Origin of the sequence: Actinomadura sp. 3N508 (assembly GCF_044326375.1) — a bacterium.
Lineage (GTDB): Bacteria > Actinomycetota > Actinomycetes > Streptosporangiales > Streptosporangiaceae > Spirillospora.
Map to the genome: position 1 here is coordinate 285169 of NZ_JBIRAX010000012.1, position 19332 is coordinate 304500.

16 protein-coding genes are annotated in these 19332 nt (G+C 71.1%); 10 read left to right on the plus strand and 6 right to left on the minus strand.

What is annotated here, in order from left to right:
* The first annotated feature begins 70 nt into the window (after positions 1-70).
* Both ACH34S_RS35080 and ACH34S_RS35085 read left to right on the plus strand, forming a co-directional pair.
* Positions 71-850: a class I SAM-dependent methyltransferase gene (locus tag ACH34S_RS35080; protein ID WP_395957183.1), complete on the plus strand. Its 780-nt coding sequence runs from the start codon at positions 71-73 to the stop codon at positions 848-850.
* 62 nt (positions 851-912) lie between these two features.
* Entirely contained in the window at positions 913-1221 is a 309-nt protein-coding gene (locus tag ACH34S_RS35085; RefSeq protein WP_395957184.1) for a hypothetical protein, read from the plus strand.
* A 138-nt stretch (positions 1222-1359) separates the two neighbouring features.
* Here ACH34S_RS35085 and ACH34S_RS35090 read toward each other — a convergent pair whose 3' ends face one another.
* Positions 1360-3036, minus strand: coding sequence for an AMP-binding protein (locus ACH34S_RS35090; protein ID WP_395957185.1), 1677 nt, complete (start codon positions 3034-3036; stop codon positions 1360-1362).
* A 145-nt stretch (positions 3037-3181) separates the two neighbouring features.
* Here ACH34S_RS35090 and ACH34S_RS35095 point away from each other — a divergent pair, with 145 nt between their 5' ends.
* A complete protein-coding gene (locus ACH34S_RS35095) occupies positions 3182-3829 on the plus strand; it encodes a maleylpyruvate isomerase N-terminal domain-containing protein (protein ID WP_395957186.1) in 648 nt (215 codons plus the stop codon).
* Positions 3826-4695, plus strand: coding sequence for a maleylpyruvate isomerase family mycothiol-dependent enzyme (locus tag ACH34S_RS35100; RefSeq protein WP_395957187.1), 870 nt, complete (start codon positions 3826-3828; stop codon positions 4693-4695). Before ACH34S_RS35095 ends, ACH34S_RS35100 begins: the two co-directional genes overlap by 4 nt.
* On the opposite strand, the gene ACH34S_RS35105 is transcribed toward ACH34S_RS35100, so the two are convergent.
* From ACH34S_RS35105 to ACH34S_RS35120, 4 genes are read right to left on the minus strand one after another with little or no spacing between them, the layout of a single operon-like run.
* Complete coding sequence (locus ACH34S_RS35105; protein ID WP_395957188.1) at positions 4683-5759, minus strand: alanine racemase; 1077 nt, start codon at positions 5757-5759, stop codon at positions 4683-4685. The two genes, ACH34S_RS35100 and ACH34S_RS35105, sit on opposite strands and share 13 nt — an antisense overlap.
* Positions 5756-7405, minus strand: a complete 1650-nt coding sequence (locus ACH34S_RS35110; protein ID WP_395957189.1) for an IucA/IucC family protein — start codon at positions 7403-7405, stop codon at positions 5756-5758. Before ACH34S_RS35110 ends, ACH34S_RS35105 begins: the two co-directional genes overlap by 4 nt.
* Positions 7396-8976 carry an IucA/IucC family protein gene (locus ACH34S_RS35115; protein WP_395957190.1) on the minus strand — a complete coding sequence of 527 codons (1581 nt, stop codon included), beginning with the start codon at positions 8974-8976 and terminating at the stop codon, positions 7396-7398. Before ACH34S_RS35115 ends, ACH34S_RS35110 begins: the two co-directional genes overlap by 10 nt.
* Positions 8973-10157, minus strand: coding sequence for an acetyl-CoA carboxylase biotin carboxylase subunit family protein (locus ACH34S_RS35120; RefSeq protein WP_395957191.1), 1185 nt, complete (start codon positions 10155-10157; stop codon positions 8973-8975). Before ACH34S_RS35120 ends, ACH34S_RS35115 begins: the two co-directional genes overlap by 4 nt.
* Before the next feature lie 137 nt (positions 10158-10294).
* Here ACH34S_RS35120 and ACH34S_RS35125 point away from each other — a divergent pair, with 137 nt between their 5' ends.
* The 3 genes from ACH34S_RS35125 to nudC all read left to right on the plus strand — a co-directional run bounded on the left by ACH34S_RS35125 (position 10295) and on the right by nudC (position 13534).
* Positions 10295-10903: an HD domain-containing protein gene (locus tag ACH34S_RS35125; protein ID WP_395957192.1), complete on the plus strand. Its 609-nt coding sequence runs from the start codon at positions 10295-10297 to the stop codon at positions 10901-10903.
* A 232-nt stretch (positions 10904-11135) separates the two neighbouring features.
* Complete coding sequence (locus ACH34S_RS35130) at positions 11136-12527, plus strand: dipeptidase (protein WP_395957193.1); 1392 nt, start codon at positions 11136-11138, stop codon at positions 12525-12527.
* 92 nt (positions 12528-12619) lie between these two features.
* Positions 12620-13534 carry an NAD(+) diphosphatase gene (gene nudC / locus ACH34S_RS35135; RefSeq protein ID WP_395957223.1) on the plus strand — a complete coding sequence of 305 codons (915 nt, stop codon included), beginning with the start codon at positions 12620-12622 and terminating at the stop codon, positions 13532-13534.
* A gap of 13 nt (positions 13535-13547) precedes the next feature.
* Here nudC and ACH34S_RS35140 read toward each other — a convergent pair whose 3' ends face one another.
* Complete coding sequence (locus ACH34S_RS35140; RefSeq protein WP_395957194.1) at positions 13548-13829, minus strand: mycoredoxin; 282 nt, start codon at positions 13827-13829, stop codon at positions 13548-13550.
* Between the two features lie 133 nt (positions 13830-13962).
* On the opposite strand from ACH34S_RS35140, the gene ACH34S_RS35145 reads away from it, so the two are divergent.
* The 3 genes from ACH34S_RS35145 to ACH34S_RS35155 all read left to right on the plus strand — a co-directional run bounded on the left by ACH34S_RS35145 (position 13963) and on the right by ACH34S_RS35155 (position 19302).
* Positions 13963-16029, plus strand: a complete 2067-nt coding sequence (locus ACH34S_RS35145; RefSeq protein ID WP_395957195.1) for an ATP-dependent DNA helicase UvrD2 — start codon at positions 13963-13965, stop codon at positions 16027-16029.
* Between the two features lie 53 nt (positions 16030-16082).
* Positions 16083-16982, plus strand: coding sequence for an acyl-CoA thioesterase II (gene tesB, locus ACH34S_RS35150; protein WP_395957196.1), 900 nt, complete (start codon positions 16083-16085; stop codon positions 16980-16982).
* A 505-nt stretch (positions 16983-17487) separates the two neighbouring features.
* Positions 17488-19302: an alpha/beta hydrolase gene (locus ACH34S_RS35155; RefSeq protein WP_395957197.1), complete on the plus strand. Its 1815-nt coding sequence runs from the start codon at positions 17488-17490 to the stop codon at positions 19300-19302.
* The last annotated feature ends 30 nt before the right edge of the window (positions 19303-19332 follow it).

Genomic DNA, 19332 nt, shown 5'->3' on the forward strand with positions numbered 1-19332 from the left:
TGTCTCGCCGGCCCTCTGTTCACCGTGGGCGCTTTCGGGGATGATCCGGACAACCATCCGAGGAGGCGACGTGACGGTGACGCATGATGACAGGGTCGTACGGGAGTTCTCCAAGCAGGCCGCGGGATTCGCCGACCCCGCGCTGAACACCGCGTTCACCCGCCATCTGGACCGGCTCGTCCGGTTCATGGAACCGGAGCTCGACCTCGAGGACGTCGTGCTCGAGGCCGCCGCCGGGACCGGGCTCGTCTCCCGGGCGATCGCGCCCCGCGTCCGCCACGTGACGGCGCTCGACCTCACCCCGGCGATGCTCGCCGAGGGCAAGCGCGACGCCGACCACGCGGGCCTCACGAACGTCACCTTCACGCGCGGCGACGCCGCCGCGCTGCCCTACGTCGACCGGTCGTTCACGCTCGTCGTCACCCGATTCGCACTGCACCAGGTCGCCGACCCGGCGGCCGTCATGGGGGAGCTGGTCCGGGTCAGCAGGCCGGGCGCGGCGCTGATCATCGCCGATCTCGTCCGGCCGGACGGGCTGGACGGCGACCTCGACCGGATCGAGCGGCTCCGCGACCCGTCGCACGGCACCGTGCTGACCGAAGCGCAGATCGCGGGCCTCGTCGCGGCGGCGGGCGCCGAGGTGAAGCGGGCCGAGCGGTTCGATCACGTCCGGCCGCTGGACCCGTGGCTGGAGCTCTCGCAGACGCCCCGCGACGTCGCCGCGCAGATCAGGCAGGAGCTGGAGGACGAGCTGGCGGGCGGGCCCGCGACCGGAATGCGGCCCAGCAAACCGGACGGCGTCCTGCATTTCACGCATTCCCACCTCTTCCAGCAGGCGATCGCGCTATAACGGCGATATCTATTCGATCAAACGTTCGACGAATGTCACCGGTGTGGTTTAGGTTGTCGAACATGGGTTCTACGAACGTGCGTTCCCTCGAACGTGAGCCGGCCGCGCTGGCGATGCGCATCGGCGTCGTCGCGGCCGAGGCCGCCCTCGCCACCTTCGCCCGCAACCTCGACGTGGACGACCTGGAGGACGGCGTCGACTTCCAGGGCACCATCGGCCCCGCCGAATGGCCCGTGTTCTCCCTGGTCATCGACACCCTCGCCGAGGCCGGTCCGGGCGACCGCCGCTCCCTGGACGAGCGCCGCGCCGACGCGCTCAACGACCTGGCCCGCATCTGCATGGCCGCCAAGACCCGCCCCGGCGCCGCCTGACCCCGCCCCCGGCACCGGCGTGCCGGGGGCGTGCGGCCCTCGCTCCCGAGCCTCGCGGCCGGCCGTCGTCAGCCGCCGTCAGCCGTCGTCAGCCGCCGTCAGCCGTCGTCAGCCGTCGTCAGCCGCCGTCAGCCGTTGTCAGTCGCTGTCGGCGGTCAGGGCCTTCGCCTTCACCTTGCCGGTGCTGGTGCGGGGGAGTTCCGCGACGAACCTGACGTCTCGCGGCACCTTGTAGCGGGCCAGGTGCTCGCGCACGTGCGCCCTGACGTCGTCCTCGGTGAGCCGCGAGCCGGGAGTCCGGACGATGTGCGCGGCGAGCCGCTGGCCGAACCTCTCGTCGTCGACGCCGGTCACGGACACCTCGGCGATGTCCGGATGGCCGCCGAGCAGGCTCTCGACCTCGCCGGGGAAGACGTTCTCCCCACCCGAGATGATCATGTCGTCGGCACGGCCGTCGATGAACAGCCGTCCCGCCGCATCGAAATGCCCGAGATCGCCGCTGCCCGTCAGGCCGTCCCGCACCCGCCTGCCGCCACCGCCCGTGTAGCCCGCGAACCGCAGGCCGCCGCCGGTGTAGATCTCGCCGGTCTCCCCGGCGGGCAGTTCGCGGCCCTTCTCGTCCAGGATCTTGACGGTGATGCGGAAGGACGGTTTCCCGACCGTGCCGGGCGCGTTTCTCAGGTCGCCGGGGGTCGCGATCGTGGCCCAGCCCGTTTCCGTGGCGCCGTACACATTGACGAGGACGTCGCCGAACCTGTCCATGAACGCGTCCGACAGATGCGGATGCAGCGCCGAGCCGCCGCACACGACCACCCGGAGGGACGGCGTCACCGGCGGTTCCGCCAAGTCCAGGATGCGCTGGAGCATCACCGGCACCGCCACCAGCGCCTCCGCCTCGCAGGCGGCGATCGTGTCCAGCGTCACCCGCGCGTCGAAACGCCGGGACAGGACGAGCGGCATCCCCATTCCGAGCCCGACCGTCGCATACGCGAAACCCAGGATGTGGAAAAGCGGCGGCGCGACCACGATGGGCGCGCCCGACCGCACGGGAACGCGCATGAGATGGCTCAGCGCCGCAGGCAGCAACGACGAAATCGACAGGTCGTGCCGCGCGCCCTTCGGTGTTCCGGTGGTTCCGGAGGTCATGACGATGATGCGGCTGGTCTTCTCTGGGGCGATCGGCTCCGGTTCCGTGTTCGCCATCAGGTCATCGATCGTCTCGCCGCGCTTGGACGTTCCGTGCGGGGCGGTGCCGCCCGTTGTGCTGTCCGTGGTGCCGTCCGTGGCGCTGTCCGTAGTGCCTTCCGTCCAGGCGAGGAGGCGCTGCCCAGGGAATCCGGAGTCGTCGACCTTCGGGCCGAACTCCTCGTCATGGACGAGCAGCCCGATGCCTTCACGTTCGGCGACGTCGCCCAGTTGCGCGGCGGAGAAGTCCGTGTTGAGCAGGACCACGTCACCGCCCAGGCGGGACGCGGCGAGGACCGTCTCGACGAATCCGCGGTGGTTGCGGCACAGGACGCCGACCCGGGCACCGGCCGCGCGGTCGCGGAGCGCGGTCGCGAGGGACGCCGCGCGCCCTTCGAGGTCCTGGTAGGACAGCGTGCCGCGGTCGTCGATCAGCGCCGTCCGGGCGGGGAAGCGCAGCGCCGCCATCGCGCCGATCGTGGCGGGGACGGGCCCGAAGCGCATGTACGGGAGCAGCAGGCGCGCGGCCCTGTCCGGCCGCACCGGGTGGATGACGCCGACGTCGCGGACGGCGCGGGTCGCCCGTAGGCCGAGGCGCGCGAATCCACGCATCCGGTCCAGTAGCAGCACAGCGTTCGTCACTCCTCCGGAGACCGTCGTCCGCGTGGACGAATCCAGACCCCACGGCATACCCGCCTTTGCCCAACATATGGGGCGAAGATGCCCCGATCAGCGGGTGCGCCGTCCACGCGGACCCGCTGGGTAGTGTCGGATCATGCCGCGCCCATCCGAACCCGTCGATGCCGTCACCGCGGACGATCTCGATCTGGCCGTCCAACTCGCCGTCGCCACCTTGCGGAAGGCGCCGCCCGGAGCCTGGGACGCCAAGGCCGGGACCCTCGAATGGGACTGCTGGGAGACCGTGGAGCATCTGAGCGACGATCTCTTCGCGTACGCGGCGCAGCTGGGTCCGAAGGCGCCGCCGATGGACGGCGAGGTGCCGTTCGTGTGGGAGAGCCGCAGGCCCGGCGGGCCCGCGAACGCCGTCCACGCGAACCGTGCGGCCGGGCCGGACGGGCTGCTGCAGGTGCTGGAGGCATGCGGCGCGCTGCTCGTCGCCATGGTGCGCGTCACGCCGCCGGACGTCCGCGCCCATCACGGGTTCGGGGCGTCGGACCCGGAGGGGTTCGCCGCGATGGGCGTCGTGGAGACCCTCGTCCACACCCATGACCTGGCGGAAGGTCTCGGCCTGGCGTGGGAGCCGCCCGCCGGGCTGTGCGCGCGGGTGCTCGGACGGCTGTTCCCGGACGCCCCGCGCGACACCGGCCCGTGGCCGGCCCTGCTGTGGGCCACCGGCCGCGCCGACCTTCCCGGACGTCCGCGCCTCACGTCCTGGCGCTGGCACGGGGCGCCGCACGTATGACCGCTTGGCTCGGCCCGCCCATCGACGTGCGCCCGCTTTTCGCCGGGCAACAGGCCGCTTTCATCAATCTGCTGCGCGGATTCACGGCCGAGGAATGGACGCGGCCGACCGTTTGCCCGGGATGGGACGTCAAGGACATCGCCACCCACGTGTTGGGCGACCATGTGGGCCGCCTCTCAATGCTGCGGGACCGGTTCGTGACGCTTCAGCCCAGGGAGGACGAGGCGTTTCCCCGGTTCATCGACCGCATCAACGACGAATGGGTGACGGCCGCGCGACGCCTGAGCCCGTTGCTCCTCGTCGACCTGCTCTCGACCGTGGGCGATCAGGTCGTCGAGTACTGGCAGACCGTCGATATGGACGCCATTGGCGGTTCGGTCAGCTGGGCCGGTCCGGAGTCGCATCCCGTGTGGCTGGACGCCGCCCGCGACTTCAGCGAGTACTGGACGCACCACCAGCAGATCTGCGACGCCACCGGACGGGCCGGGCTCACGGAGCCGCGCTATCTCGAACCCGTCCTCGACACGTTCATGCGGGCATTGCCGCACACCATGCGGGACGTTCCAGCACCTGAAGGCGCTGCCATTCAGGTCGTCATCCGCGGGTTCGGCGGCTGGGCTTGTCTCCGTGGTGGCGAGCGCTGGGAATTGCGGCGGCCGGAGCCGTGGCGGGAAACGCTCGGCACGTTCGACGCGCTGATCGAGCTCGACCCCGACACGGCTTGGCGGCTGTGCACGCGCGGCATCACGCCTGCACAAGCCATCGAGCGCGCTCGGATCGAAGGAGACCGGGCGCTCGGCGAGGCGGCGCTGCGGATCGTGTCGATCATTCACCCGGGCGAGGACGCTCCAGATCAGCGGATGTAGTGGAACGCCGGTTTCGGGTGCATGAGGAAGTCGTGGTGGGAGATGTTCCAGGCATAGGCCCCGGCCATGGTGAACGCGATGATGTCACCCGGGATCAGGGGCGGGACGAGGACGTTGCGCGCGAAGACGTCCTTCGGCGTGCACAACTGGCCGACCAATGTCGCGGGGATGCTCGACCCGCTTGTGGTGAGAATTCGAAAGGGTTGGTCGTGGCCCTTCGTCACCGGGGTTCGCAGATGGTGGGTGCCGCCGCGCAGGATGATGTAGGTCTCGCCGCGGGTCGTTTTCACATCCAGGACGTCCGTGACGTACCAGCCGTGGTAGGCGGTGATGGCGCGGCCGGGTTCGATGCGGACCTTGGCGGGGATGAGGCTCAGCCCCGTCCCGTATGACTGCCAGTCGAACCGGGAATCGGGGCACGCGTAATCGACGTTCATGCCGCCGCCCAGGTTCAGTTCCGGATCGTGCACGCCCAGGGATTTCAGCCAGGGGATCGCCCATTCGGTTATCTGGTCGGCGAGGTCGAGCATGGCGGGCGCGTCCAGGCCCGATGCCAGATGGGCGTGGATGCCGCGAAGGCTGAGCTGGGGATTGTCGGCCAGTAGATAGGCGCATTCGTTGAGGGTGTCCTCGTCCATGCCGAACGGGCCGTTCATGGTCAGGGCGGCGTCCGGTGTGTTCAGCGGGAGGTTCGCGCGGAGGAGGATGTCCGCGAAGCCTTCGCCCGCGAGGCGGGCCAGCTCGCTAGGGCTCTCCACATGGACCCGGTCGGCGTGGAGCGCGAGCGACAGTTCCTGAGGTGTCTTTCCGGGCCCGCCGAAGGCGATGCGCGTCTTCGGCAACGTCTCCCGGACATGGGCGAGTTCGCCGCCGGACGAGACCTCGACACCGTCCACGTGGGGTGCGAGGGTCCGCAGGATCTCGGCGTCGGGATTGGCCTTGGCCGCGTAGAAGAGCTCCGCCGGGCCGAGGGCGGCGCGGATGGCCTTGACGTGCGATTCCAGGCCGGCGAGGTCGTAGATGTAGGCCGGGTAGCGGTCGAGGTTGAGGGCGTGTTCCTTCATAGCGGTCGGGGCGCGGCGAGCGGGTTGGGGACGCTGACATAGGTCGCGCCGCGGTCGGCCGAACGGGACCAGCGGGTCCGGAGGTTCGCCTTCGCCGGCAGCGGCACCCCCGCCAGCAGGGCCCTCATCTGAGGGTGGCGTTCATGGACGGTGAAATGTTTTCTCACCCGCTGCCAAAGCGTTTTCTCCAGTGGCGGATGCAGGTCGGCTATCGCGGCCGCGATCTCGGTCAGATGGTTGACGAAAAGGCAGTAGACGACGCGGTTCCAGCCCCGGTCGGGCGCGTAGGTGAGGCTTTCGGCGACGCGGCGCGGAAGGTGCGTCAGGTCCCAGCGGCCCCCGGTGAGCTTCGTGCCCTCCAGATCGCGGAACGCGGTGTGGATGGGCATGCCGTCGCCGTCCACGCAGACGAGGACGTTCTGAAGATGGGGTTCCAAGACGATCCCGTGGTCGAGGTAGGCGCTCAGGACCGGTGGTGCCACGTGGGCCACGTAGGCGTCCCACCAGGCTTGGGCGCTGTCCGGGGTCGATAGGGCGGGCAGATCCGCGAGGAATGTGCTGTAGGGGTCGGCTAGGGCGCCCGCAAGGAGTGGCGTTCCGGGAAGGGAAGCGATGCCCTCGCGGAGGATCACCCCAAAGCCCTCGTACAGGCGGCGGTCCGCGAGATTGAGGCTGCGGTAGGCGGGCTCTGCGAGAAGTGTCGAGTTCAGCTTTCTGAAGATGGGCGGTAGGAGATCGTTCAGGGCTATCGCGCCTGCGAGCTCGTACCAGGCGTTCTTGCGAACGCAGTTGGTGATGCGCACGTCCAGGCTGAACTTGCAGAACACGTCGGCGTCCGGCAGGTAGGCGGTACGGACGGACGACGTCGGCACCGCCTCCGCATCGGACGGACCGAGATTGAGCACCAACCCCCGCGCCAGCGCCCTTTGCAGGACGGGATTGTCCGCCAGCAGGGAGAACTGCCACGGATGGACGGGAATCAGCTTCCGCCCCTGCGGAATGCGAGGCCCGTAGGTCTCCAGAGCCGTGAACGCCTCTGGAGTTCCCTCTTCGGCGACGAGATGCTCAGGGACGGCCAGCCACAGCGGACGAAACCGGGACCTGGCCTCTGGCGCGTACTGCAACCAGTCGTTCGGCGAGCCCTGGCGGGACTTCGGTGACGGGTGGAAACGGTGACCCGCCACCAGGGATTGTTCTGAGTCGATGTAGGGGTCGATGTAGGGATCGTACGAAGGTTCGCCTCGCGCGGAGATGATCGCTTCCAGGGCGGTGTGGCTGTCGTCCACCTGGACGAGGAATTCGGGGTTCGGACGGCCCGTCGCCAGTTCCAGCTCACCCGCCACCAGATTCGCCAGCCTGTTCCAGGAGAGCGGGATCCAGCCGTCCCCACGCTGCTCCTCGTACGGCGGCACCAGCCGGTAGGTCGCCCCCACCGGGGGACGCGCCAGGCCCATGCGCAGCACGACTCCCGCGCGGGGCAGGCGTGCGACGAGCCGGTCGCCGTCCGGCCAGACCTGCTCCTCGGGCGCGCACACCTCACGGACCAGGCAGTTGAGCAGCGCGGTCGAGGTGGCGTCGCCGGCGGTGATGGCGGAGACGGTGGAGACGGCGGAGACGGCGGTGGGTGCGGTTCCGATCAGGGGCAAGTCGCGTCCAGGAGATAGTTGGGGCCCGGCGGGCCGTAGTGCTTGTTGATGTCGGCGGCGCCTGTCCTGGCCTTGTCGACGAGGGTTCCGGCGGTGACCATGGCCTTGCCCGGCAGGGCGTCGGCGTCCAGCGTGCGGGAACGCAGGAACGCGTCGCCCGGGCCGAGCGCCTCGTCCAGCCGTTCGCGGATGAGCGTGCGGCCCGTGCGCCAGGGGAGCAGCCCGCGCTCGGCCAGGCCGAAGGCGGGCGCCGCGGCGCACAGGTGCAGCGTGATGGTGACGAAGACGCGCGCGAGGGCCTCGTCGTCGCTGGTCGTCATGCGGCGGTCGATGAGGTCGCGCGGGTCCGCGCCAGGGGACGGCGTGAGCCGTTCCCGGAGCCTGGAGGTGTTGACGAGCGCCCCGTCGTTGTCCTTGACGAGAAGCCGGGGCGGGGCGTCGTCGTCCAGGACCAGCGACACGTTCTGCTGATGCGCCTCTAGCGCGATGCCGTAGCGGAACAGCGTGACGTTCCAGGAGAACAGTGCCGACAGATATGCGTCGAAGAGAGCCTCGACGCCCCACCGTTCGATCACGTAGCCCCCGTCGGGAGCCTCCGCCAGTAGCGCGGCTATGGGGACGACGTGCGCACGCGCGATTTCAGGTGGGAAACGCCGCACGAGGTACCCGAGGAGAGGGTCTCGCGCGTGGCCGTACGTCTGCTCATCGGCGAGGAGGACGGGAAGCGCCGGTTCCCGCCGCAGGACGTCGCGCAGGAGACGCTCGACGAGCGCGCCGTCCGGGAGCGTGCCGGGCGTGATCGTGCGCCGGTTGCGCAGGCCCAGCGTGGCGGTCGGCAACGGCATCTTCAGATGGTCGAGCGGCGCGGCGGCGACGGTCCGCATCGAGAGGGTGGGGGTGACCTGGAGATACGGGTCGGGGGCGAGGGTCGCCCCGGGGTGCGCGCGCACCTGCCGCACCGCCAGCGGATGGACGGGGAACAGCGCGCCACTCCGCGCGTCCAGCCCGACGTCGGACGGGCTCGGCCACCAGCCGGGCGGCGACCCCGCGAGCTCCGGATTCCGCACCGCCGCCCACCGCAGCGGGAACGACGGCGCGAACTCGGGCGCGTAGCGGCTCAGATCGGCCATGGAGAGCCCGGCGCGGCTCCGCCCGGCCGGATGTACCGGATGGTCGTTGTAGGCGGCGAGCGTCTCGTAGAACGTCCCGGGGCCGGTGCGCAGATCGTCGGGCAGGCGTGCCAGCCGCCGGTGCACCGCCGGGCGCGCGTCGAGGTGGAGCTTGATCGTCGCGAGCGCGTCCCGGCATTCCCGCTCGAACGCGTCCGTGTCGTCCCGCGGGTCGGCCACGGCGTGGACGGCGGTGAAGACGTCGCTCAGCCTGAGGTCCTGCGCCGGGTCGACGACGAACTCCGACAGGAACGCCGGCCGCGCGCGCTGGAGGCGCACGGAACGATGGGGCAGCCGCAGGGCACTCTGCTCGATGAAGCGACGTAGGCCCGCGTAGTTCTCGCGCAGGAGCGCGTCCAGGACTCTGGCCGCCAATGAGGTCTCGATGTCATCGGCGTTCACGTGATCGTCCAGTCGTGGGCGGCGCGGAAGCGGGCCAAGGCGGCGTTCACCTCGTCCGGCCCGGGGCCGATGGCGCGGACGGTGCCGAGGTAGTCGCGGTTCGTCCGGCTGACGGCCACGGCATCACCCACCGCACGCTGCGGGCGATAGGAGAGCCGCACCGGGCCGTCGTCCAGTTGCAGAGCGCTGGGAGCGGCCGTCAGCGTGCCGGAGCGCTCTGCAATGACCGGCTCCGCGATGGCGTGCCGGTGGTTCGGGCCTTCCCAGCCGCCGAGAGACCCGCCCAGGTGAACGGTCAGGATCTGCTCGAACAGCGGCACGCCCAGCAGGTCCGCTAAGAGGAAGTCACAGTGGTCGCCGATCAGCCTGTAGTTGACCTCGATGATGTGCGCGCGTCCCTCATGGACGACGAATTCCGTGTGGCAGGCCCCGAAACCGATGCCCAGCGCGTCGAGCTGCTCAAGGACCTGTGCGGTTTCGGGTGGCGGCGCGGCCCACTCCAGGCGTTCCTCCACGAAGTAGGGCGGGGGAGAGAGCGTCGTCCGGAATGAGCCCAGGACGCGCAGTTCTCGCCCATCCCCGAGCGTTTCGAGCGTGTGGAGACGCCCGGGAAGGTATTCCTCGGCCACCAGCGGGTCGTCCCGGCGCGCTGCGATTTCGTCCACACGCGCGGACAGTTCCAGGGCGTCCCGCACGAGGAACACGTCCTCGCTGGCGACGCCCTCGCGCGGTTTCACGACGAGTGGATAGGGCGCGTCCTCCGGCACATGGCGGGCGTCCGCCGAGAAGACCGGATCGACGGTCGCCAGATGGCGCCGCATGAGGGCCTTGTTCTTCGCACGCGTCGCGGCACGCCAGTCCTTGGCCGGAAGCCCGAAATAGGCAGCCGCCAGCGCAGTGGACGCTTGCAGAAAGTCGCTGTTGGTGAAGATGGCCGCGGGCTCACCATCCATCGAGGCAACCGTAGCGACGATTTCCCGGAAATCGAACACGTCGCATCGGACGATCCGCCCGCCGTGCGTCCCGGCATGGGCGGCAGGACGGTCGGTGAGAAGCGTCACGTCCAGGCCCAGACGCGCGGCGGCGGGCAGGAAGCCGTGCGTCACCGAGTCGGTCGTCTTCCCGGCGGCCAGGTAGAGAGACGCGGCCAAGGATCGGCCTTTCCAGTGCTTGAGCCACAACGGTCGGTGAGGTAAGGCTTGCCTAAGTTTCAGGGAACCATAGTGGCGTTGCCCGTCCGCATGGGCAAGGAAGCCGGGCTCGCGTGTCCCGGCCCCCACGCCGACCCGACGGCACGCCGATCGGACAGGATGGGGCCATGGATCTCGTCGACCGGTGGGTCGCGCTCGCGGGGCCTCACACCCGGCATATCGGGACGGAGCTGAACAACCGCTACGGCGAGCCGCATCGCCGCTACCACACGCGCGAGCACCTCGCCGCCGTCCTCGACCTCGTGGACGAGCTCGCCCCCCACGCCGCCGCCCCCGGCACCGTCCGCCTCGCGGCCTGGTTCCACGACGCCGTCTACGACCCCGAGCGCGCCGACAACGAGGAGCGCAGCGCCCGCCTCGCCGCCCGCATGCTCGCCGACACCGACCTCCCCGCACCGGACGTCGAGCAGGTCGTCCGCCTCGTCAAGCTGACCGCCACGCACGCGCCAGCGGACGACGACCCCGACGGCCAGGTCCTGTGCGACGCCGACCTCGCCATCCTCGGCTCTGACCCGGCCCAGTACGCCGCCTATGCCGCCGCGGTCCGCGAGGAGTACGCGTTCGTCCCCGAGGAATTCTTCCGCGCCGGACGGGCCGAACTGCTCCACGGGCTCCTCGCCCTGCCGCGGCTTTTCCACACGCCCACGGCCCGCGAACGCTACGAACGGCGCGCACGGAACAACATCCGCACGGAACTGATGCTCCTGAACGGCTAAGCAGGATCGGGGCGGCTCCGCGACCCGGGCAACGGGATCCTTTACTGTGAGTTTCTCGTCTCCTGGAGGCCCGCACACGCGGCGCTATCGGGAGCCCCGCCAAGAAGCAACACCCCGCCCGAAAAGCACCAACCCGTCCGGAGGAAACACCCCCGGACGTTAGAAGCGACCCGCCCGGAGCAACCCCCCGGACGGGACAGACTCTGCCTGACGGTACGACATGCGAAGGGGCATGCAGGTGAACGACGTTGTGGCGTACATCCAGACCGGCAGGGACCGGTTCGTCGCGGACCTCAAGGAGTGGCTGGCGATCCCGTCCATCTCCGCGGACCCGGCGCACGCCGCGGACGTCCAACGGTCGGCCGGATGGCTCGCCGACCACCTGCGCGGCCAAGGTTTCCCGACCGTAGAGATCTGGGAGACCCCAGGCCTCCCCACCGTGTACGCCGAATGGCCCGCCGAAGACCCGGACGCCCCAACCGTCCTCGTCTACGGGCACCACGACGTCCAGCCCGTCGAGCCGCTCGACGAATGGAACACAGACCCCTTCACACCCGTGGAAGAGGGCGACCGGCTCATCGGGCGCGGCACGTCCGACGACAAGGGGCAGATCCTCTTCCACACGCTCGGGCTCCGCGCGGGGCTCGCCGCGTCCGGCCGCCAGGCCCCGCCCGTCACGATCAAACTGCTGGTCGAGGGCGAGGAGGAGACGGGGTCGCTGCATTTCCCGGAACTGCTCCGCACCCACCGGGAGCGGCTCGCCTGCGACGCCATCGTCATCAGCGACACGACCATGTGGGACGCGGACGTCCCGTCGATGTGCACCGGCATGCGCGGGCTCACCGAGGTCGAGATCACGCTGCGCGGCCCGTCGCACGACCTGCACTCCGGCTCGTTCGGCGGCGCGGTGCCGAACCCGCTCCACGCGATGGCGGACCTGCTCTCCGCGCTGCACGACGCGGACGGCCGCGTCACCCTCCCCGGCTTCTACGACGACGTCGTCCCGCTGACGGACGAGGAACGCGAACTCTTCACCCGCCTCCCCTTCGACGAGAAGGAATGGCTCCGCACCGCCGGAGAAAGCCGCGCGGCATACGGCGAGAAGGGCTACACCACCCTCGAACGTATCTGGGCGCGGCCCACCGCCGAGATCAACGGCATGTGGGGCGGGCACACCGGACCCGGCCGCAAGACCATCGTCCCCAGCGAGGCCCACGCGAAGATCTCGTTCCGGCTGGTCGCGGGCCAGGATCCGCGCAAGGTACAGATGGCGTTCGAGGCGTGGGCCGCCGAGCAGGTCCCGCCCGGCATCGAGGCAGAGGTGCATGCCCCGGGCGGCAACGTCCGGCCGTGCTTCTCGCCGATCGATTCCGTCGGCGTCTCGGCCGCGCGCCGCGCCATGGAGCGCGCCTTCGGCACCGACGTGCTGTTCACGCGCGAGGGCGGCAGCGGCCCCGAGGCCGACCTCGCCGACATCCTGGAGGCGCCGCTGGTGTTCGTCGCCGTCGGCCTGAACGGCGACCGCATCCACGCCCCGAACGAGAAGGTCGAGATCCCGCTGCTCCTCAAGGGCGCCGAAGCCATCGCCTACCTGTGGGAAGAATTCGCGACCGCGCTGCGCTGAAGGCCACGCCGAAACGGGTTGCCGGACAAGGCCGGGGTGGACGATGCTCCCTGGAACGGCCAGTGACGACGAGTGAATCGGGGACGTGGCGGATGGTGGACGACAGGCCCCTGGAGTGGCTGGCGCTCGCGCGCGGAACCCTCGACCGGGTCGCGCTGAACCGCCGCGACGACGCGTGGGTCGACGCCGCCTGGGCCGACCCGGGGACGCGTGTCGTCGTCGTCCAGGACGGCCGGTCGCTCGTGACGTACGAGCCGAGCCCCGCGCTCGTCCTCCTCCCGCCCGAGCAGGCCCCGGACGGCGACCGCTGGCTCCTCGGCGAGGACGAGTCCGGCACCGTGTACTTCGGGACGTCCGGCCCGCTGCCCGCCATCGAGGGCGCGCGGCCGGCCGGGCTCCGCCGTGTCGGCGCGCTCCTCGGCGACCGCGACTCCGGCCTGATCACGCACGCCGTGGCGCTGGAGAACTGGCACAGCACCCACCGGCACTGCCCGCGCTGCGGGGCCGGGACGCGGGTGGCGTCCGCCGGGCACGTGCGCGTCTGCCCCGAGGACGGCTCGCAGCACTTCCCCCGCGTCGACCCCGCCGTGATCATGCTGGTGACCGACGACGCCGACCGGATCCTGCTCGCCCGCGGCCCGCAGTGGCCCGCCGACCGCCGCTCGATCCTCGCGGGCTTCGTCGAACCGGGCGAGTCCCTCGAACAGGCCGTCGCGCGGGAGGTGCAGGAGGAGGTCGGGCTGCCCGTCCGGGACGTCCGCTACCTGGGCAGCCAGCCCTGGCCGCTGCCGCAGAGCCTCATGCTCGGCTTCATCGCCAGAACGGACGGCGACGTCCCGCTACGTCCCGACCCGGAGGAGATCCAGGACGCCGCCTGGTACACCCGGGAAGAACTCCGCGCCGCCATGGACACCGGTGACCTGGTAGCCCCGGGCCCGTTGTCGATAGCCGCCCAGCTGATCATGCGCTGGTACGGCGACACCCTCCCGAACATGCCGCAGTTCTAGCGGCTCCGCGGTGTCAGGCCAGCGACGCGAGCTTCGCCTTGACGGCCTTGGCGCTGGGGTTGGTGGCGGCCGTACCGTCCGGGTAGAGGATGGTCGGCACGGTCTGATTGCCGCCGTTGACGCTCATCACGAAGTCGGCGGCGGCCGGGTCGCGCTCGATGTCGATCTCCAGCATCTCGATGCCGTCGCGGGCGAGTTGCCGCTTGAGCCGCCGGCAGAAACCGCACCAGGTCGTCGTGTACATGGTGAGCTGGCCGGTCGGGTCCTTGGCCCGGTCGGTCGTCGGCGTCGCCATCGCTGCGTTCGTCTCCCTCTGTCGCTGCTCCGATCCGCTTATCGCAGAACAGTAGGCGGGCGTTCCGCATTCCGGCTCGTCCACAGGTGGCGGCCGGGGTGTTACGGGTGGGACGGGCTGCGAGTATGGGGGGATGTCGACTGAGGCGGTGCTGGAGGGACTCGACCCCGAACAGCGGGCGGTCGCCGAGGCGGTGCAGGGGCCGGTGTGCGTGCTCGCGGGCGCCGGGACGGGCAAGACCAGGGCCATCACGCACCGCATCGCGTACGCGACGCTGACCGGCGTCGTGTCCCCGCAGCGGGTGCTGGCCGTGACGTTCACCACGCGGGCCGCGGGCGAGTTGCGGAGCCGGCTGCGGCTGCTCGGCGCGCCGGGCGTCCAGGCGCGGACGTTCCACGCGGCGGCGCTGCGCCAGCTCACCTACTTCTGGCCGCGCGTCGTCGGCGGCGAACCACCCAAGATCATCGAGTCGAAGATCGGGCTGGTGGCGGACGCGGCGCGGGCGTGCCGGCTCTCGCTCGGCCGGACGGAGCTGCGCGACATCGCGAGCGAGATCGAATGGGCGAAGGTCACCCAGCACCGCCCCGAAGACTATCCGGCCGCCGTCGCCAAGGCCGGGCGGCGGGCGCCCGCCGAGGTCGTCGACATCGCCCGCGTCTACGCGATGTACGAGCAGCTCAGGCGCGAGCGCAACCTCCTCGACTTCGAGGGGATGCTGGAGCTGACCGCGGCGGTGCTGACCGAGCACCGGGAGGTCGCGAACCAGGTCCGCGAGCAGTACCGGCACTTCGTCGTCGACGAGTTCCAGGACGTCAACCCCCTGCAGAAGATGCTCCTCGACACCTGGCTCGGCGACCGCGACGACCTCTGCGTCGTCGGCGACCCGAACCAGACGATCTATTCCTTCACCGGCGCGTCCCCCTCGCACCTGCTCGACTTCACCCGCGAGCATCCGGACGCGAAGGTCGTCCGGCTCGTCCGCGACTACCGGTCGACGCCGCAGGTCGTCGGGCTGGCGAACGGGGTGATGGAGCAGGCGAAGAGCGGGCGGCACCGGCTGGAGCTGGTCGCGCAGCGCGCGCCGGGGCCCGAGCCGGTGTTCAACGAGTACGACGACGAGGTCGCCGAGGCCGACGACGCGGCCCGGCGGGCCCGCAAGCTGATCGACGAGGGCGTCCCGGCGCGGGAGATCGCGATCCTGTACCGGATCAACGCGCAGTCGGAGACCTACGAGGCGGCGCTGGCGGCGGCGGGCGTCCCGTACGTCCTGCGCGGCGCGGAACGGTTCTTCGAGCGGCCCGAGGTGCGGCAGGCGGTGATCATGCTGCGCGCCGCGACCCGGGCGGGCGCCGACGCCGAGACCGACGGGACGGGGTTGATACTGACCGTCCGGCACGTCCTGTCCGGCGCCGGGTTCTCCGACCAGCCGCCCGAGGGCGCGGGCGCGGCGCGCGCGCGGTGGGAGTCGCTGGCCGCGCTGGCGCAGCTCGCCGAAGACATGGCCGCCGACGACCCCAAGGCCGCCCTCACCGATTTCGTCGCCGAACTGGAGGAACGCGCCGCCGCGCAGCACGCGCCCCCGCTGGAGGGCGTCACGCTTGCCTCGCTGCACGCCGCCAAAGGTCTGGAGTGGGACGCGGTGTTCCTCGTCGGCCTCGTCGACGGGACGCTGCCGATCATCTACGCGGAGACGCCCGCGCAGATCGAGGAGGAGCGGCGGCTGCTGTACGTCGGGGTCACGCGGGCGCGCGTCCACCTGTCGCTGTCGTGGGCGCTGTCACGGTCGCCGGGCGGGTCGCGGCACCGCCGCCCGTCCCGCTTCCTGAGCGGCCTGACGGGCAAGACCGCCACGCACACCCCCGTCCGCGCCGACCGGACCAAGCGCCGCGCCGCCAAGGGCCCGCAGCCGTGCCGGGTGTGCGGGCGCCCGCTGACCGCCGCCGTCGAACGCAAACTCGGCCGCTGCGAGGACTGCCCGTCCGAGCTGAACGAGGAGCTGCTGATCGCGCTGAAGGAGTGGCGCGCCCAGGTGTCGGCGGAGCAGAAGGTCCCCGCCTACGTCGTGTTCACCGACGCGACGCTCCAGGCCATCGCCGAGCACAGCCCCGAGTCGATGGAAGATCTCGCCCGCATCCCCGGCGTCGGCAAGGTGAAGCTCGACCGCTACGGCGACGCCGTCCTGACCCTGTGCGGCTGCTGAGCCCCCAGGGCCGGGATCCTGATCACGCGAACGGATAGGGAAGACTGGCCGCCGTGAAGGAATCGCTGAAGGCGCTGCTGGACCTGCTCGATCTCGAACAGATCGAGAACGACATCTTCCGCGGCCGCACGTCCGACGAGCGCCGCCAGCGGGTCTTCGGAGGGCAGGTCGCGGCGCAGGCGCTCGTCGCGGCCGGGCGCACCGTCCCGCTGAACCGGCCCGTGCACTCGCTGCACGCCTACTTCATCCGGCCGGGCGACCCGCTCGTCCCGATCGTCTACACCGTCGACCGCGTGCGCGACGGGCGGTCCTTCACCACGCGGCGCGTCGTGGCCGTCCAGCACGGCAAGGCGATCTTCACGCTGTCGGCGTCGTTCCAGATCGTCGAGGACGGGCCCGCCCACCAGGCCGCGATGCCCGACGCGCCCGACCCCGAGACCCTCCCCGACGGCCTGACCCGCATGACGCCGCTGTTCGGCGAGGTCGGCGCGCGCGAGTTCGTCACCCGGCGGCCGTTCGACATCCGGCACGCGTCGCCGCTGTCCTGGGAGGCGGCGCGGGATCCGTCGCTCGTCACCTCCGAGTCGAAGGTCTGGCTGAAGGTGGACGGCGACCTGCCCGCCGACCCGCTGCTGCACGTGTGCCTGATGACCTACGCCTCGGACATGACGCTGCTCGACACCGTCCTGCTCAACCACGGGCTGACCTGGGGCGACAAGGGGACGATGGGCGCCAGCCTCGACCACGCGATGTGGTTCCACCGGCCGTTCCGCGCCGACGAATGGCTGCTGTACTACCAGGACACGCCGTTCGCCGGCGGGGCCCGCGGCCTCGCCCGCGGCCAGGTGTTCACCCGCTCCGGAGAGCTGGTCGTCTCCGTCATGCAGGAGGGCCTCATCCGCGTGTCCGACCGGGAGCGCGAAGGCGCGCCGGCACCTCGCCCGGACGCGTAGGCCGGCCTCTTCTCGGAGGCCGGCGCGAGCTGGTGCTGTTCGTCGGCGGCCTCATCCCGCCGTCCCGGCCCGTCGACTTCCGCGACCGCGACATCCGCGTCGACCTGCTCGGCGTGGCCTCGCCCCACGACCCCGAGGTCCGGGAGGCGCTGCTCGCCGTCGCCGGACGGACAACGCTCCGGCTGCACCCAGAACGATCATGCGGGTCCAGATCGCGCGCACCGAGCCACGATGACGGCGGCGGTCCAGGCCGGTGGCTGACCGGAACAGGACAGGCCCAGCTCAGGCGGCGGACCGCGCCGCCGCGCCCCCGCCGTCCCGCGCGACGGGCGCCGGGCCTGCCGAACCAGCGATCACGGCGCGCGTCAATCCCTCTCGGGGCGGATCTCCGCGCACGGATGAATGGTCCAGCGATGGATCACGCGGCGAGCGGCGCGGCACCAAGATCAGGAGTCCATTCCGCCGTGTGCGCGGGATGACACCGATCCCCCCAGAAGGGAAGCGCATGCGCCTGAGAATCAGGATTCTCGCCGCGGGTGCCGCCGCGGCGCTCGTGCCCGCCCTGGCCGGCACCGCTCTCGCCGACCCCGGGACCCCCGGCGCCGGGGGCCGGGCCGCGCTCGCCGCCGACACGACGAGCCCGGCCGAGAAGAAGCGCGTGGACAGCGTGCCCACACCGAAGCTCGGCTGGTACCCGTGCTACGGCTCCGCCGAGTGCGCGACCGTCCGGGTGCCGCTGGACTACGACGCACCCAAGGGCGCGACCACCGAGATCGCCGTCCTGCGGCTGAAGGCCCGCGACGCCAAGAAGCGGATCGGCAGCCTGTTCGTGAACCCCGGCGGGCCGGGCGGGCAGGGCACCGCCATGGCCTTCCAGGCGGACGGCTTCCTCGCCCCGGACGTTCTCGACCGCTTCGACATCGTCGGCTTCGACCCGCGCGGCATCGGCTTCAGCGACAACGTCGCCTGCTTCAAGTCCGCCAAGGACCAGACGCTCGCGCTGGCCGGGCTCGGCGTGGCGTTCCCCATCGGCGCCAAGCAGGAGGCGGCCTTCATCAAGTCCGCGAAGGCGCTCGGCAACGGCTGCTCCACCACCGGCAAGAAGCTGGCGGGCGCGATGTCCACCGCGGAGGTCGCGCGGGACATGGAGGTCCTGCGCCGCGCGGTCGGTGACAAGAAGCTCACCTACCTGGGCTTCAGCTACGGCTCGGCGCTCGGCCAGTACTACGCCAACCTGTTCCCCGACCGGGTGCGCGCTGTGGCCGTGGACGGCATCCTCAACCCGGTCTCGTGGGCGGGCACCAAGAAGACCGGGAACCAGATCGTCGACGACCGGCTGCGGTCCGCCGACGGTGCCTGGAGGGCGTTGAAGGAGATCCTCGTCCGCTGCGGCGAGGCGGGGAAGGCGGCGTGCACGTTCGCCGAGTTCGGCGACCCCGTCAAGAACTTCGGCGTCCTCGCCGAGCGGCTGAAGGCCAAGCCGGCCGACCTCGACGGCGACAAGGTCACCTACGCCGACCTCGTCAGCGGCGCGCTCGGCGAGCTGTACTACCCGGACGGCTACATCTACATCAACACGGCGCTCACCCAGCTGTGGCAGGCGACCACGCCCACCACGACGGCCGCACAGGCCGCCAAGGCGGCCACCGCGCGCAAGGCGCTCGCCGCACGCATCGCCGAACGCCGCGCCAAGGTCCGGCAGCGGCAGGACGCCGCCGGGAAGATGCTCGCCAAGGGCTTCCCCTACGAGAACGGCCTCGACGCGTTCAGCAGCGTCGTCTGCACCGACGGCCGGCACCCGAAGAAGGCCGGGGACTGGCCCGCGCTGACGGCGGCGTCCGACAAGCGCGCGCCCTACTTCGGGCGTGCGTGGGGCTGGGGCAGCGTCCAGTGCGCCGGTGACTCGTGGAAGGTCCGCGACGAGGACGCCTACACCGGCCCCTTCAACCGGCGGACGACCGCTCCCGTCCTGATCGTCGGGAACTACTACGACCCGGCCACGAACTACGACGACGCGGTGTCCTCCAGCAAGCTGCTGCCCGGCAGCCGGCTGCTGTCCAGCAACAGCTGGGGCCACACCGCCTACGGCAGCTCCGCGTGCGTGACGGACGCCGTCAGCGGTTACCTCACCGGCGGCGCCCTGCCGCCCGCGGGCACGGTGTGCATCGGCGACATCCAGCCGTTCGCGCCGCAGCCCGACCGCGCGCTCGCCACCAGGGGACCGGCCGACGCCGGTGCGATGGCGGCCCGTCCTGCCGCCGCCGGGCTGCCGCCGGTGGCGACACGGGTCCCGACGTCCATCCTGCTCGGTACCCGGTGACCTGAGCGACCGTGAGACCCCGTCGCCGGG

Excerpts from the sequence above, each read along its gene's own strand:
- ACH34S_RS35085 (WP_395957184.1), top strand. The coding sequence starts at position 913 with ATGGGTTCTACGAACGTGCGTTCCCTCGAACGTGAGCCGGCCGCGCTG.
- ACH34S_RS35095 (WP_395957186.1), top strand. The coding sequence starts at position 3,182 with ATGCCGCGCCCATCCGAACCCGTCGATGCCGTCACCGCGGACGATCTC.
- ACH34S_RS35100 (WP_395957187.1), top strand. The coding sequence starts at position 3,826 with ATGACCGCTTGGCTCGGCCCGCCCATCGACGTGCGCCCGCTTTTCGCC.
- ACH34S_RS35105 (WP_395957188.1), bottom strand. The coding sequence starts at position 5,759 with ATGAAGGAACACGCCCTCAACCTCGACCGCTACCCGGCCTACATCTAC.
- ACH34S_RS35125 (WP_395957192.1), top strand. The coding sequence starts at position 10,295 with ATGGATCTCGTCGACCGGTGGGTCGCGCTCGCGGGGCCTCACACCCGG.
- ACH34S_RS35130 (WP_395957193.1), top strand. The coding sequence starts at position 11,136 with ATGCAGGTGAACGACGTTGTGGCGTACATCCAGACCGGCAGGGACCGG.
- nudC (WP_395957223.1), top strand. The coding sequence starts at position 12,620 with ATGGTGGACGACAGGCCCCTGGAGTGGCTGGCGCTCGCGCGCGGAACC.
- ACH34S_RS35140 (WP_395957194.1), bottom strand. The coding sequence starts at position 13,829 with ATGGCGACGCCGACGACCGACCGGGCCAAGGACCCGACCGGCCAGCTC.
- ACH34S_RS35145 (WP_395957195.1), top strand. The coding sequence starts at position 13,963 with ATGTCGACTGAGGCGGTGCTGGAGGGACTCGACCCCGAACAGCGGGCG.
- ACH34S_RS35155 (WP_395957197.1), top strand. The coding sequence starts at position 17,488 with ATGCGCCTGAGAATCAGGATTCTCGCCGCGGGTGCCGCCGCGGCGCTC.